This is a genomic window from Thalassospira lucentensis (assembly GCF_001613805.1).
Lineage (GTDB): Bacteria > Pseudomonadota > Alphaproteobacteria > Rhodospirillales > Thalassospiraceae > Thalassospira > Thalassospira lucentensis_A.
This window is the reverse complement of sequence record NZ_LPVY01000012.1, coordinates 46,380-59,971: the sequence shown is the minus strand read 5'-3', so window position 1 is coordinate 59,971 and position 13,592 is coordinate 46,380. Positions and strand designations below refer to the sequence as shown.

Annotated in this window: 11 protein-coding genes; 7 read left to right on the top strand and 4 right to left on the bottom strand. The window is 55.0% G+C overall.

Annotation, left to right across the window (positions count from 1 at the left end):
• Positions 1–86: 86 nt before the first annotated feature.
• The gene (locus AUP42_RS11270; protein ID WP_062951719.1) at positions 87–983 is read left to right on the top strand and encodes a LysR family transcriptional regulator; all 897 of its coding nucleotides are present in this window, start codon (positions 87–89) and stop codon (positions 981–983) included.
• A 111-nt stretch (positions 984–1,094) separates the two neighbouring features.
• Here AUP42_RS11270 and AUP42_RS11265 read toward each other — a convergent pair whose 3' ends face one another.
• Complete coding sequence (locus AUP42_RS11265; protein ID WP_062951718.1) at positions 1,095–1,955, bottom strand: LysR family transcriptional regulator; 861 nt, start codon at positions 1,953–1,955, stop codon at positions 1,095–1,097.
• Positions 1,956–2,079: 124 nt separating this feature from the next.
• Here AUP42_RS11265 and AUP42_RS11260 point away from each other — a divergent pair, with 124 nt between their 5' ends.
• Complete coding sequence (locus tag AUP42_RS11260; RefSeq protein WP_062951717.1) at positions 2,080–3,399, top strand: aspartate aminotransferase family protein; 1,320 nt, start codon at positions 2,080–2,082, stop codon at positions 3,397–3,399.
• Positions 3,400–3,482: 83 nt separating this feature from the next.
• Here the strand turns inward: AUP42_RS11260 and AUP42_RS11255 are convergent, their stop codons facing one another.
• Positions 3,483–4,973, bottom strand: coding sequence for a methyl-accepting chemotaxis protein (locus AUP42_RS11255; RefSeq protein ID WP_062951716.1), 1,491 nt, complete (start codon positions 4,971–4,973; stop codon positions 3,483–3,485).
• Positions 4,974–5,236: 263 nt separating this feature from the next.
• Between AUP42_RS11255 and AUP42_RS11250 the strand changes: the two genes are divergently transcribed.
• On the top strand, positions 5,237–5,545 hold the full coding sequence (locus tag AUP42_RS11250) for a Dabb family protein (protein ID WP_062951715.1): 309 nt from the start codon (positions 5,237–5,239) through the stop codon (positions 5,543–5,545).
• A gap of 34 nt (positions 5,546–5,579) precedes the next feature.
• On the opposite strand, the gene AUP42_RS11245 is transcribed toward AUP42_RS11250, so the two are convergent.
• Positions 5,580–6,797, bottom strand: a complete 1,218-nt coding sequence (locus tag AUP42_RS11245) for an EAL domain-containing protein (RefSeq protein WP_062951714.1) — start codon at positions 6,795–6,797, stop codon at positions 5,580–5,582.
• A gap of 198 nt (positions 6,798–6,995) precedes the next feature.
• On the opposite strand from AUP42_RS11245, the gene AUP42_RS11240 reads away from it, so the two are divergent.
• The 4 genes from AUP42_RS11240 to AUP42_RS11225 all read left to right on the top strand — a co-directional run bounded on the left by AUP42_RS11240 (position 6,996) and on the right by AUP42_RS11225 (position 13,259).
• A complete protein-coding gene (locus AUP42_RS11240) occupies positions 6,996–8,138 on the top strand; it encodes an endonuclease/exonuclease/phosphatase family protein (RefSeq protein ID WP_062951713.1) in 1,143 nt (380 codons plus the stop codon).
• Between the two features lie 197 nt (positions 8,139–8,335).
• Positions 8,336–9,349 carry an HlyD family secretion protein gene (locus AUP42_RS11235; protein ID WP_062951712.1) on the top strand — a complete coding sequence of 338 codons (1,014 nt, stop codon included), beginning with the start codon at positions 8,336–8,338 and terminating at the stop codon, positions 9,347–9,349.
• Positions 9,346–12,111 carry a ribosome-associated ATPase/putative transporter RbbA gene (gene rbbA / locus AUP42_RS11230; RefSeq protein ID WP_062951711.1) on the top strand — a complete coding sequence of 922 codons (2,766 nt, stop codon included), beginning with the start codon at positions 9,346–9,348 and terminating at the stop codon, positions 12,109–12,111. The genes AUP42_RS11235 and rbbA overlap by 4 nt, the downstream gene beginning before the upstream one ends.
• A 5-nt stretch (positions 12,112–12,116) precedes the next feature.
• Positions 12,117–13,259, top strand: coding sequence for an ABC transporter permease (locus tag AUP42_RS11225; RefSeq protein ID WP_062951710.1), 1,143 nt, complete (start codon positions 12,117–12,119; stop codon positions 13,257–13,259).
• Between the two features lie 15 nt (positions 13,260–13,274).
• Here AUP42_RS11225 and AUP42_RS11220 read toward each other — a convergent pair whose 3' ends face one another.
• Entirely contained in the window at positions 13,275–13,535 is a 261-nt protein-coding gene (locus AUP42_RS11220; RefSeq protein ID WP_082824739.1) for a SemiSWEET transporter, read from the bottom strand.
• Positions 13,536–13,592 lie beyond the last annotated feature (57 nt).

The following is a 13,592-nucleotide window of genomic DNA, read 5'->3' as shown; positions in this document are numbered from 1 at the left end:
TGCCAAAAGATAGTGGATCTCCGTCAATCTGATTAGACGGGAAAAATAGCATGGACTAATCGATGTAATCGATTAATGATAAGTGCATGGCAAATACCGATTTCAACGACCTGAAATGGTTCGGCATCGTTGCCGAAGAACGCAACTTCACCAGAGCCGCCGCGCGGATCGGCGTGGCGCAATCAACCTTGAGCCACGCGATCAAGCGTCTGGAAGACAATATCGGCATACGTCTTCTGACCCGGACAACGCGCAACGTTGCCCTGACCCAGGCGGGAAGCCAGTTATTGTCGACGGTTTCGCCGCGCCTCAAGGAAATCGAGGGCGAGATCGACGCCATTATGGAGTTCCGCGACAAGCCGTTCGGCTCCATTCGGCTGACATTATCGGATCACGCACTTGAAACAGTCGTCTGGCCAAAGCTCAAACCGATATTAATGGCCTATCCCGACATCAGCATCGAGTTCAGCATCGATAACGGCTTTCGCAACATCGTCGAAGACGGGTTTGATGCTGGGGTGCGGCTTGGTGAAAGTGTTGAAAAAGACATGATTGCCGTTCGTATCGGCCCCGATTGGCGCATGATCGCCGTCGCCTCGCCAGGCTATTTGGCAGAAAACGGCATGCCGCAACATCCGCAGGATTTGCTGAAACACAACTGCATCAATATGCGACAGGAACGACTTGGCGGCCTATATGCGTGGGAATTCGAAAAGGACGGAAATGAAATCAACGTCCGCGTCGATGGTCAGATGACCTTCAATAACTCTTACGCGATGATGGACGCGGCATTATGCGGAATGGGCATCGCCTTTGTGCCAAACAGTCTTGCCGACGATCATATCGCCGCAGGCACATTGCAGCTCGTGCTTGATGACTGGTCGCCGTTCTTTGACGGCTATTTCCTTTATTATCCGACCCGTCGTCAAAACCTGCCCGTGTTCAAGCTTATCGTAGACGCCCTGAGACATCGCAAACGCTAGGACGACAGCAGCAGACCTTACAACCGTGCACTCGGGTGTATGAAAAATGGGGTTTAATATGTGCAAAACTCGTATTGCTCGTTTTATCGACCAAATTGTCAAAAGATTGCCTTACAAAAACGGCAACAAATTCCGGATGTGATCCCCAAACGCACTAATCGCCGGGCTGCGCGCGGTGTTTGACGTCACGACCTGCAATCCAAGCTGCGGCAAGGCGGGCATTGGCGATTTGAGGATGTAAAGGTCCGCCGGGACGGCTTTTTGCATCATCACACTGATCGCAAGGCCAGACCGCGCCACCGCGATCAGGCCGGTCAGGCTGTTGCTGGCATAGGATATTTTATAGCGCATCCCAGCCTCATCCATCGCATCACAGGCCGCCTTGTGATCCATCGCGTTTGAGGCGGGCATGGCAAGCGGAATGGCGCCATCGGGGAAATCGTGAAGCTCCAGCGTCGGTTTGCTTCCGACCCAAGCGAGCTGTTCGGTACGCACGATCTTTTGCCGGTCATGGATTTCCGGGGTCGAGGTGATGGCCATGTCGATCTGGCTGGCATGCAGCAGGCGGGTCAATTCCGGGCTTGGCGCAGACACCACCTTGATTTCCACATCCGGGTGGATGGTGCCAAAGCTTTTAAGCAACGCCGGGAAAAACGTGATCAGGTAATCCTCGGGACAGCCAAACACCATCGAGCCATGCAATCCCTTGTCGGAAAAGGCCGAAACGGCCTCGTCATGCAGGCGTAAAATCCGTTCGGCATAGCCCAGAAACCGTTCCCCCGCCCCGGTCACGCTGACCCCGCTGCCACTTCGGTGAAACAGGCTTTGGCCCAGCATTTCTTCAAGCCGCTGGATTTGCATTGTCACGGTTGACTGGGTGCGGCCCACCTGAATGGCCGTGGCGCTGAGCGTGCCGGAATGCGCGGCGCGCACGAATGTCGCAAGCAGTTTGAGATCAAGCAAAGTCTGCATCGCCGCACCAGCACCATATCAATTTTTCCAATACCAGAATGCCATAACTATCAATTTTACGGCTTTCCTGCCAGCAGATACGATCGAGGTCAGTCAAAAGACACACGCTTTCAGGGAGCCCATCATGTCACGCAATACCGATCCGAAATTCTGGGACGCCGCCAAAAAACACCTGATCCGCTATGGTGGTTCGTTTGAACCGGCCATCATCGAACGCGCCAAGGGATCCTTCGTCTATGACGCCGATGATCGCCCCATTCTGGATTTTACATCCGGACAAATGAGCGCCCTTCTGGGTCACGGACACCCGAAAATCGTCGAAACCGTGCAAAGCCAGGTCGAAAAAGTCGCCCATCTGTTTAGCGGCATGCTGTCCCGCCCGGTTGTCGATCTGGCGGAGCGTCTGGCGGAACTGGCACCGGGGCTGGATCGGGTTTTGCTGGTTTCCACCGGGGCAGAGTCCAACGAGGCCGCGATCCGCATGGCAAAGCTCGTCACCGGCAAGCACGAAATCGTCGCCTTTTCCAAAAGCTGGCACGGCATGACCGGCGTTGCCGCATCGGCGACCTATAGTGCCGGGCGCAAGGGATATGGCCCGGCGGCCGTCGGATCACTCGCCATTCCCGCCCCCAATGCCTTTCGCCCGCGGTTCAAACATGCCGACGGGTCGCTTGACTGGCAGACGGAGCTTGATGACGCGTTTAATCTGGTCGATAGCCAGTCGACCGGCAATCTTGCCGCCTTCATTGCCGAGCCGATCCTGTCATCGGGCGGCATGCTGCCCCTGCCCAAGGGATATCTGGCCGCGCTTAAGCAAAAATGCGTTGAACGCGGCATGTTGCTGATCCTGGACGAGGCCCAGACGGGTGTGGGCCGCACCGGTGATATGTTTGCCTTTGAACGCGATGGTGTGACACCCGATATCATGACGTTATCGAAAACCATCGGCGCGGGCCTGCCGCTGGCGGCCGTCATGACCACGGCCGAAATCGAAGATGCCGCCCATGAAAAGGGCTTCCTGTTTTACACCACCCATGTGTCCGACCCCCTGCCCGCCGCGGTTGGTGTGACGGTGCTTGACGTGGTGCGTGACGAGAAACTGGTCGACCGTGCCCGGACATCGGGCCAGAAGCTGTTTGATGGCTTATCAAAGCTCAAAGACCGCTATGACTGTATCGGCGATGTCCGCGGGCGTGGATTGATGCTGGGCGTTGAAATCGTCAAACGTGGCGCGGACGGCCAGTTCAGGGAACCCGATCATGAACTGGGTGCAGCGATTGCGACCGAGGCATTTAAAAACGGGCTTAGCATGAATATCGTCAAGCTGCCCGGCATGGGCGGTGTGTTCCGCATCGCCCCGCCGCTGACGATCAGTGACGCGGAACTTGACCTTGGCCTGTCGATCATCGCCAAATCGATTGATGGGGCATTGTCGGGCCGCTGATCGCCCCTTCCTCGTTCCCCAAGACAAAAGCCCGGCTGATGCCATAACCAGCCGGGCTTTTATCGTATCGGATGTCTTCGGGACTAGCGCGTCAGCACTTCGGCAGCTTCGCGGGTGCGCTTGACCGAGCTCCCGACCCCGCCGGAAATCGAGCGGATTTCGTCAAGCCGCCGGGCAAGTTCATCGACCGAGACGGCCATTGTCTGCATGTTTTGCGACACGCTTTCGGTCACTGCACTTTGTTCTTCGACCGATGCCGATATGCTGGTGACACTGTCGCGCGCCGTTTCGATGGAGCCGCGAATGGTTTCAAGCGAGTTGACAACCTCGTTTGAAATTTCCTGAACCCCACTGATTTCGGCTGAAATCTGATCGGTGGCCTTGGCCGCCTGATTGGCAAGGTTTTTGACCTCGTTGGCGACCACGGCAAAGCCTTTGCCCGCCTCGCCCGCACGAGCGGACTCAATGGTTGCGTTAAGCGCGAGCAGGTTGATCTGCCCGGCAATGCCCTGAATGACCTCGACAATGCCCGTCATGGCCGCGACGACATCGGCCATTTTCTGGGTCGACTGGTTGGCACTGACGGTCTGGGAAAAGGCCCGTTCGGTTTCATCGCGGCTTTGCGCCATGCTACGCGAAATTTCGGCGATTGAGGCGGACAGTTCCTCGGCACTGGCGGCAACAGTCTGCACCGAGTTAGAGCTTTGCGCCGCGGCGGATGTTCCGCTCATCGCGGCCTCGTCAAGGCTTACGATGTTATCGTCAATTTCGGTGAAATTGGTATCGATCATTTTTTTAAGATCGACCAGAAGCTCCACCTGCTCGGTAATGTCGGTGGCAAGCTTGATGACCCGTTCGGGTTTGCCATTCTGATCAAAAATCGGGTTATAGGTCGCCTCAAGCCAGACCTCTTTACCCCCCTTTGCCAACCGCTTGAACTGTGCTGCCTGCACATCGCCCTTACGCAGGCTGGCCCAGAAATCCTTGTACTCGGTTGATTGGGCATAGGCCGGCGCAACAAACATGCTGTGATTCTTGCCGACAACCTCGCCTTCGGAATAGCCCATGGTTTTAAGGAAATTCCCGTTGGCCTTAAGGATTTTGCCCGTCAGATCAAATTCGATCATCGCCTGGGACCGGTCAATCGCGGTCAGAATGCCTTCATTGAGCGCGCGCTCCTTACGGCGCGCGGTGATATCGGTGGCGAATTTGATCACCTTTACCGGCTTTCCGGCCGCATTCAGGATCGGGTTATAGGTGGCTTCAAGCCAGACAGTTTCGCCGTCCTTGCGCACGCGCTGGAAAATGCCGGCCGCGAATTCGCCCTTTGACAATTTTTTCCAGAAATCACGGTATTCGGCACTTTGTGCGTAATCACGGGTCACGAAAACCGCATGGTGTTTGCCAACAATATCGCCAAGCTCATAGCCCATCGTAGCAAGAAAATTGGCATTGGCTGTAAGGATTTTACCGTCCAGCGAAAACTCGATCACGGCCATTGATCTACCGAGGGCTTCGTAAATCTGTTGTCCTTGCTGTGACGCGCCGCCGTTCCCGAAAATATTGAATGCCATGTCAATCTGCCCCTTATACGTCTGAATGGATCACCGGCCAGTAATCGTTACCTTATACAACTTTTCCTATCCTAAAGTATGAAGTCATTTCTTCAATTCAAGAGGCAAAATCGTGATATGTGTGCTATTTCACATGCCCCTCGACGCAACCCTTGGTTACAGCACAACAAACGGACGGACCGCTGGTTTATCACCACTATTGACACCGGTTGCGATATCCCGGTTCAATCGCGCTTCACCCCGGCTCCGGAAAGGCCCAAGCCATGATCCGTCATATCGTCCTGATCAAATTCAAACCCGGCATTGACGAGGCCGTGATTAACAGCCTGTTTGACGCCCTGTCCGACCTTGGCGACCAGATCGCGGGGATGCGGGGTTTTGACGGCGGGATATCGGTCAGCCCGGAGAAACTGGAACAGGGTTTCAAGCACGGCTTTTGCATCGATTTCGACAATGAAGCAGCACGTGATGCCTATCTTGAGCATCCGGCACATCAGGCGCTGGGCGCTGAGCTTGTCAAAGCCGCCGATGGCGAAATTTCAGGACTGATCGTGTTTGATCTGGAGATGTGAGCGGCGGGTTTACCTCCCCCAGACAAAATAGCTCTCAGCACATTGCAAATGCACCGGTCGGTGTTTTTTCAAGCGTTGCCGGCCTTGCAAAAAAGAAACCCTGCATTTCCTCAACGCCAAGCGCCTGCATCCTTTGTGCAACAACGGCGTCTTCGACGCCTTCGGCAACAACGCGGAGGCCCAGATCATGCGACGCTTTCACAATCCATTCTGCAAACGATGATTTGACGCAATCCCCGTTTGCCGTTGCGATGAATTCGCGATCAATCTTGACCCCGGCGAAAACACCGGTTTCCAGAAGCTCCACCGAGTTGCTTCCCGAGCCAAAATCATCGATGTAAATCGCAACACCCCGATTTTTGAGAATTGCGGCATTGGCAAGGAATGCCGGATCTTTGACGATGTCGCTATGTTCCGTAATTTCAACTTCGATCCGGATGTCACAAAGCAGCATGTCGCTTCTGAAATGAAGGATTTCCTCAAGGAAGCAGTTATTGCGAATGGAATAGGGCGAACAATTGATCGAAACCGTCGGTGAAAAATCAAACCGGGACCGGATATCCCTGGACTGTTTGCGGACTTCGTTCATCACCGCTGTGGTCAGCAGGTTGATCGCCGGATGGCCTTCGCAGGCCAGAATGATTTCCTCAAGCAGGAAACGTTTCTGCAGGTTCGGGAAACGCACCAGCACTTCAAGCCCGCAAGCCGATCCGGTCTTTGCGTCAATGCGCGGCTGAAAGACAACCGAATAACCGTTGTTTTTGATCGCGCGCATTACCAGCCCCGGCGTAATCAGAGTCCCGGCAAGGTCAATCGCCCGCGAACTTAACGCCTGCTCTATTGATTTGCGAATCAGCTCTATCGGTGCGGGCTTCGACAGAATGCAGGACACAAAAGCCGTATTGATGGCCTTGTTCATCGCAGAATTATCAAGATGCCCGGATAGAAGAACACGCGGAATATTCGGCGCAACGCTGACCATTTCACGCAGCAACCGCATACCGGAAAAACCCGGCATTGCCAGATCGGACAGGATCACATCAACTTTTCGGTGATTTTCCCGAAGCCAGGAAAGGGCCCCGGCCGGTTCGGAGAACGAAATCACATTGTAACGCTGCCCCAGGGCCCGTGTAACGCCGCGCAGCATGTTTTCGTCATCATCGACAAACACGACAGTCGGTTTAAAGGGGTTAACATTGATCACGATTGCAAAACCTTCCCGATGAAGCAGAACGCGTTCACGCCATTTCACACAGCAGATCGCCCGTTACATTCAGGAACCTACGCCGGGCCGGAATTTGAAAACATCCCCATTTGGGGACTGAATAACACCTCCCTGCCGGTATCGTCACAAACATGACACTTCATAATTGACGCCACGCCCGCATAATACCTGTGGTAGAATTTCATCCTTCACCACGGCACAGCGAAACGAGTATCGGGGGACGTCATGCGGATTGCTGTGTTTAACGTCGAAAACCTGTTTGACCGGGCGAAAGTATTTAACGATGAAGACCCGGAAGCACATCGCGATGTGCTGGATGCCCATGCAGAGCTGAACAAGCTGTTTGAAAAACCGGCTTACAGCGATGCCGACAGGGCGCGCATGTTAACGCTGATTACACAGCTTGGCATGTTACGTAGTGACGAGGGAAAATTTACCCGCATTCGCAAAATTCGCGGCCAGTTGATTTCTCGCCCCCGCCCGCCAAAGCAGCCCTTTATCAAGGCCAATGGCCGCGATGACTGGGTCGGCTGGTGCGAGCTTCGCATGGGGCCGGTGGACGAAGCCGCAATGTTAAACACCGCGCGCATGATCGGCGATGTCGGGGCGGATGTTCTGGCTCTGGTCGAGATTGAAAGCCGCCCGGTTTTGCTGGCCTTTCAGGATTTCATGCGCGAAAAGGGCGTTTTGCCGGTGCCCTATCGCCACATGATGATTATTGATGGCAATGACGGGCGCGGCATTGATGTCGGGCTTGCCACCCATGAAGGTTACCCGATTGGCGAAATGCGAAGCCACGTCGATGACCTGAAACCTGACGGCGCCCCGATTTTCAGCCGCGATTGCCCGGAATATGAAATCATCACGCCATCGGGCGCGCAGATCATGGTCCTGCCCAACCATTTCAAAAGCAAATATGGCGGCAATGACCCGGCAAGCAAGGCCAAGCGACTGGCGCAATCATTGGCGGTGGCGGCCTATTACAATCGCCTGATCGCCGAAGGGTTTGAAAATATCGTGGTTCTGGGCGACCTTAACGATACACCCGACAGTGCCGAGCTTGACCCGTTGCTGAACGGTACCGCTCTTCGCGATGTTTCGGCCCACCCGAATTTTACCGAGTTCGAGTTTAATGCCGGAAATGGCGACCGGGGAACCGGGACGCATGGCCTTGGCAATGATGATGATAAAATCGATTATCTGCTGCTTTCGCCTGCCCTGTTTGATCGAGTGACCAAGGGTGGCATTTATCGCAAAGGCATCTGGCCGGGATCACGACCGGCACGCTGGACAACATATCCGGACTTCACCAAAAAGCATCAGGCAGCATCGGATCATCATCTGATCTGGGCGGATATCGATATCTGAGCACGGCGGTTCACAATACCATCGGGCACATTCTTGATACTTTTCTAAATTGCGTAAGATCAAAGATTTAGCTTGCCGTTCAGGTCAGGATCATTCCAGACTTTATCGCGTTAAAGCTGTAACCTGCTTGCGATAACCCTGTATGCCGGTGGCACATCCGCTGCCAACAGCCCGGCAATCCTGTTCTGGAGGGCGGAATGAGCAAACTGCGCGTGCCTTTGGCGATCCTTGTCGTGATCATCGCGATTGCCGGAGGTGGTTATTATTACTGGCAGCAAAATCAGGAAACCCTTCCCGAATTCATCGCCAGCGGAAATGGCCGGATCGAGGCCGAAGAAGTCCGGGTGGCAACCAAATATGCCGGCCGCGTCGACGAGGTTCTGGTCGATGAGGGCGATCTGGTGCAAGCTGGTCAGGTTCTGGCCCGGATGGACACCGAGGAACTTCAGGCAAGCCTTGCCAAGGCCCGCGCCGAGGTTGCCCGCGCAGAACAGGGCATTTTCGAAGCCAAGGCTGATATCGTTCAGAAGGAAAGCCAGCTTTCCTTTGCCGAGCGGCAGCTTGAACGCGCCAACGAGCTTGTCAAAAACAACAATATTGCCCGCGAGCAGGTCGATCAGCGCAAATCGGATCGCGATGTTGCCGAAGCCGCCCTTGCCGCGGCAAAATCGCGCCTGACAAGCAGCGAACGTAATGTCGAAGCCGCCCAGGCCGAACTTGAGCGCATTCAGGTACAGATCAATGATTCCGTGCTTAAGGCACCGCGCGGCGGGCGGGTGCAATATCGCCTTGCCGAACCGGGCGAAGTTTTGGCCGGCGGCGATCCGGTGGTGACGGTTCTGGACCTGACCGATGTTTACATGACGATCTTCCTGCCGACCCGGCAGGCCGGTCTGGCCTTTGTCGGCAATGAGGCACGCATTGTTCTGGATGCGGCACCGGGCTTTGTCATTCCGGCCCATGTTTCGTTTGTCGCCGATGATGCACAATTCACCCCGCGCGAGGTCGAAACCAGAAGCGAACGCGACAAGCTGATGTTCCGGGTAAAAATCCGCATCGCACGCGAATTGCTCGAAGAACATCGCAAACGGGTCAAGACCGGCCTGCCCGGCGAAGCCTATGTCATGCTGGCTGACCATCAAAACTGGCCGGAACGCTTCACCCCCAATGTTCCCGATGACGCGACCCTGAACAAGAGCCTTCAGGAATGAGTAACGGTCCTGCAAATGGCGCAAGACTTGCCGCACGGCTGGACCATGTCAGCCACAGATACGGCCATGTCCACGCGCTTGACGATATCAGCCTGGATATCCCGGCAGGCCGGACCATCGGCTTCATCGGGCCGGATGGTGTGGGTAAATCCACCGCCCTTGCCCTGATATCAGGCGCGCGCAAATTGCAACGCGGCGGGGTCGAAACGCTGGGCGGACCGATGGACGATGCAGGCCACCGCAACAGCGTTCTGCCCAAAATCGCCTATATGCCACAGGGACTTGGCAAGAATCTTTATATGGATCTGACGATCCGCGAGAACCTTGAATTTTTTGGCCGTCTGTTTGGCCAATCGGCCCGCGAACGCCGCGACCGGATTGAACGGCTGGTCAAGGCGACCGGGCTTGAACCCTTTACCGAGCGCGCAGTCGGCAAGCTTTCAGGCGGGATGAAACAGAAACTCGGCCTTTGCTGTGCCCTGATCCATGATCCGGAAATCCTGATACTGGACGAACCAACAACCGGGGTTGATCCCCTGTCGCGGCGGCAGTTCTGGGAACTGATCGAGCAGATCCGCAAAACCCAAAGCAACATGACCGTTCTGGTCGCCACCGCCTATATGGACGAAGCCGCACGGTTTGACCAACTGATTGCGATGAATGACGGCAAGGTGCTGGCAAGCGGCACAGCAAGCGAGATTTTGGAACGCACCGGGGCCGATAACCTTGAGACCGCGTTTGTAAGGCTGCTGCCCGAAGAAGAACGCAAGGGTCACAAGGACCTTGTCATCCCACCCCGCACCACACATGGCGATGTTCCCGCCATCGTCGCCGACGGTCTGACCATGCGGTTTGGCGATTTTACCGCAGTCGATAATGTCAGCTTCCGGATTGAAAAAGGCGAGATTTTCGGGTTTCTCGGCTCGAACGGATGCGGCAAAACCACGACCATGAAGATGCTGACCGGGCTTTTGCCCGCAACCGAAGGCACGGCCGAACTTTTTGGCAAACCGGTCGACGGGCAGGATACCGAACTTCGCAAACGGGTCGGCTATATGAGCCAGGCCTTTTCGCTTTATGCCGAACTCAGCGTCTATCAGAACCTTGAACTTCATGCCCGACTGTTTCACCTGCCTGCGGACCGGATAAAGCCCCGAATTGACGAGCTTTCCGAACGGTTCGGCCTGACCGAATATCACGATGATCTGGCCGAAAGCCTGCCGCTTGGTGTGCGGCAACGGTTATCGCTTGCGGTTGCGATCATTCACAGCCCGGAAATACTGATACTTGATGAACCGACATCAGGCGTTGATCCGGTCGCACGTGATGGATTCTGGCAATTGCTGGTGGAGCTTTCCCGTGATCAGGGGGTGACGATTTTCATCTCCACCCATTTCATGAACGAGGCGGAACGCTGCGACCGCATCTCGCTGATGCATGCGGGCAAGGTTCTAATCAGCGACACCCCGGGTGAAATCACGCAGAAACGCGGTTGTGACACGCTTGAAGAAGCCTTCATCAGCCATCTGGAAGAAGCCAGCGGCATTGATGACAATGCCCCTGCCCCGGATGCATCGGCGATGCAAGGCGACGGCGAAAACGGGACTGGGAAATGGAAACCGGCCAAGGCATCGATTTTCAGTTTGCGCCGTTTGTGGGCCTATTCACTGCGCGAAACCATGGAACTGATCCGCGATCCGATCCGGTTGATGTTTGCCTTGCTGGGCACGGCGATCCTGATGCCGGTTTTCGGTTATGGCATCACGTTTGATGTCGAAAACCTGACCTATGCCGTACTGGACCGCGACAGGACCGAAACCAGCCGCACCTATCTTGAAAACCTTGCAGGGTCCCGATATTTCAGTGAACAGCCACCGTTAAACAGCAATGACGAACTTGAACAAAGATTGCTGTCGGGTGACATTGCACTGGCGATTGAAATCCCACCCGGTTTTGGCCGTGACCTTGAAGCCGGACGCAGTCCCGAAGTCGCCGCCACCATCGATGGCACCATGCCGTTTCGCGCCGAAACCATCCATGGCTATGTCGAAGGCATTCACAGCAAATATCTAAACGAACGCAGCATGCGCAATACCGGTTTGCCGGTTCAAACCCTGCCGGTCAGTATCGAAACCCGCTATCGCTATAATCAGGATTTCAAAAGCATCTACGCCATGGTGCCATCGGTGATTGCACTGTTGCTGATGTTCATTCCTGCCGTTCTGATGGCGGTCGGCGTCGTGCGCGAAAAGGAATTGGGATCAATCACCAACCTTTATGTCACCCCCGTCACGCGGATCGAATTCCTGATTGGCAAACAATTGCCCTATGTCGGGCTGGGCCTGATCAATTTCGTTCTGATGGTCGTGATGGCGCTATTCTGGTTCGACGTGCCGATGCGGGGCAATCCGCTTACCCTTGTTGTCGGGGCCTTCCTGTTTGTGATTGCCACAACCGGACTTGGGCTTTTGATTTCATCCTTTACCCAAACGCAGATCGCCGCGTTGTTTGGAACCGCGATCGCAACCATGGTGCCATCGGTCATGTTTTCGGGGATGATGCAGCCGATTTCGTCACTTGACGGTGCGCCCGCCGTGCTGTCGACCATCATGCCGACATCGCATTTCATGTCGATCAGTGTCGGGGTCTTTACCAAGGCGCTTGGTTTTGCCGAACTCTATCCCCAAATCCTGACGCTGGTGATTTTCTTCCCGGCATTGACCGCCCTTTCAATGCTGCTGCTTAAAAAGCAGGAGGCGTAAAATCGATGTTTGGCAAACGGATTGAAAATATCTATCGCCTCGGCATCAAGGAGCTTTTCAGCCTCCGTCGCGATGTCGTGTTGCTAATCCTGATCTGCTGGGCGTTTTCATTTGCGATTTACAATGCTGCGACCGGCTTTTCCCATGACCTTAAAAACGCATCAATCGCGATTGCCGATCTGGACAAATCCAAACTGTCCCGCCAGATCGGTGATGCGTTCCTGCAGCCGTTTTTCAAGAGACCGGCGGAAATCAGCGAAGGCGACATCGACGCCGCCATGGATAGCGGCGAATATACCTTTCTGCTGGTGATCCCGCCCGATTTTGAAAAAGACCTGATTGCCGGTCATCAACCGGAAATACAGCTTAATATCGATGCTACCGCGATGATGCAGGCCGGGATCGGCCAAGGTTATGTCAGCAACATCATTGCCCAGGAAATCCAGACCTTCATGGGTGGTGTTTCGGCCTATGTCGCGGCCAGCCACGAACCACCGACACAGCTTGTCACGCGTTATGCCTATAACGAAAACGCGACCAGTTCATGGTTCACCAGCGCGATGGAGATCATCAACAACATCACCATGCTCTCGATCATCCTGTCCGGGGCGGCACTTATTCGTGAACGCGAACATGGCACGATTGAACATCTGCTGGTGATGCCGCTTGATCCGTTTGAAATCATGCTGGCAAAGGTCTGGGCCAACGGACTTGTGATTCTGATCGCAAGCGCGCTATCGCTGTTTTTCGTCGTCGAACTGATGCTTGGCGTGCCTATTATCGGCTCCAAACTGTTATTCCTGGCAGGGACGATGCTGTATCTGTTTTTTGCCACCGCCCTTGGCATTTTCCTTGCGACCATGACAAAATCAATGCCGCAATTCGGGCTCCTATTTATCCTTGTCGTTTTGCCAATGCGGATGTTGTCGGGCGGGAATACGCCGCTTGAAAGCATGCCTGAAACGCTTCAGAACATCATGCAATTCGTCCCGTCCAGCCACTTTGTCAGCTTTGCACAGGCGATCCTGTATCGCGATGCCGGGATCGATGTTGTCTGGCAGGAATTCCTGATCGTCTTCGTGATCGCCGCCCTGTTCTTCGCCTTTAGCGCCATGCGCTTTCGCAAAAGCATCGCGGCAATGCGATAGAACCGGAAGGCCCGGTTATCCGTGGCGAAGCTTGAAAAACAGGATGGTCGAGGCCAGCACAAGGGTAAAACCGTTGGCAATGATCACCGGCCAGTCACCACGGATCAGGCCATAAACCAGCCAAAGCGCGATCCCCGTGCACAGTATCAGAAACATCACAAGCGAGATATCAGCCGTCGAGCGCGTGCGCCAGGTACGTATAACCTGCGGCAGGAAGGCAATCGTGGTCAGTGATCCGGCAAGAAGGCCAAGGACAGTTTCAAAAGACATGATCATGGAAGGCCTCCGTCAGATCGCCCGACCCGATGACAGGGCATCAGACCGGAACAAAAC

Bases quoted from the DNA above. Each gene is read 5' to 3' on its own strand.
- AUP42_RS11270 (WP_062951719.1), top strand. From the start codon at position 87: ATGGCAAATACCGATTTCAACGACCTGAAATGGTTCGGCATCGTTGCC.
- AUP42_RS11265 (WP_062951718.1), bottom strand. From the start codon at position 1,955: ATGCAGACTTTGCTTGATCTCAAACTGCTTGCGACATTCGTGCGCGCC.
- AUP42_RS11260 (WP_062951717.1), top strand. From the start codon at position 2,080: ATGTCACGCAATACCGATCCGAAATTCTGGGACGCCGCCAAAAAACAC.
- AUP42_RS11255 (WP_062951716.1), bottom strand. From the start codon at position 4,973: ATGGCATTCAATATTTTCGGGAACGGCGGCGCGTCACAGCAAGGACAA.
- AUP42_RS11250 (WP_062951715.1), top strand. From the start codon at position 5,237: ATGATCCGTCATATCGTCCTGATCAAATTCAAACCCGGCATTGACGAG.
- AUP42_RS11240 (WP_062951713.1), top strand. From the start codon at position 6,996: ATGCGGATTGCTGTGTTTAACGTCGAAAACCTGTTTGACCGGGCGAAA.
- AUP42_RS11235 (WP_062951712.1), top strand. From the start codon at position 8,336: ATGAGCAAACTGCGCGTGCCTTTGGCGATCCTTGTCGTGATCATCGCG.
- rbbA (WP_062951711.1), top strand. From the start codon at position 9,346: ATGAGTAACGGTCCTGCAAATGGCGCAAGACTTGCCGCACGGCTGGAC.
- AUP42_RS11225 (WP_062951710.1), top strand. From the start codon at position 12,117: ATGTTTGGCAAACGGATTGAAAATATCTATCGCCTCGGCATCAAGGAG.
- AUP42_RS11220 (WP_082824739.1), bottom strand. From the start codon at position 13,535: ATGATCATGTCTTTTGAAACTGTCCTTGGCCTTCTTGCCGGATCACTG.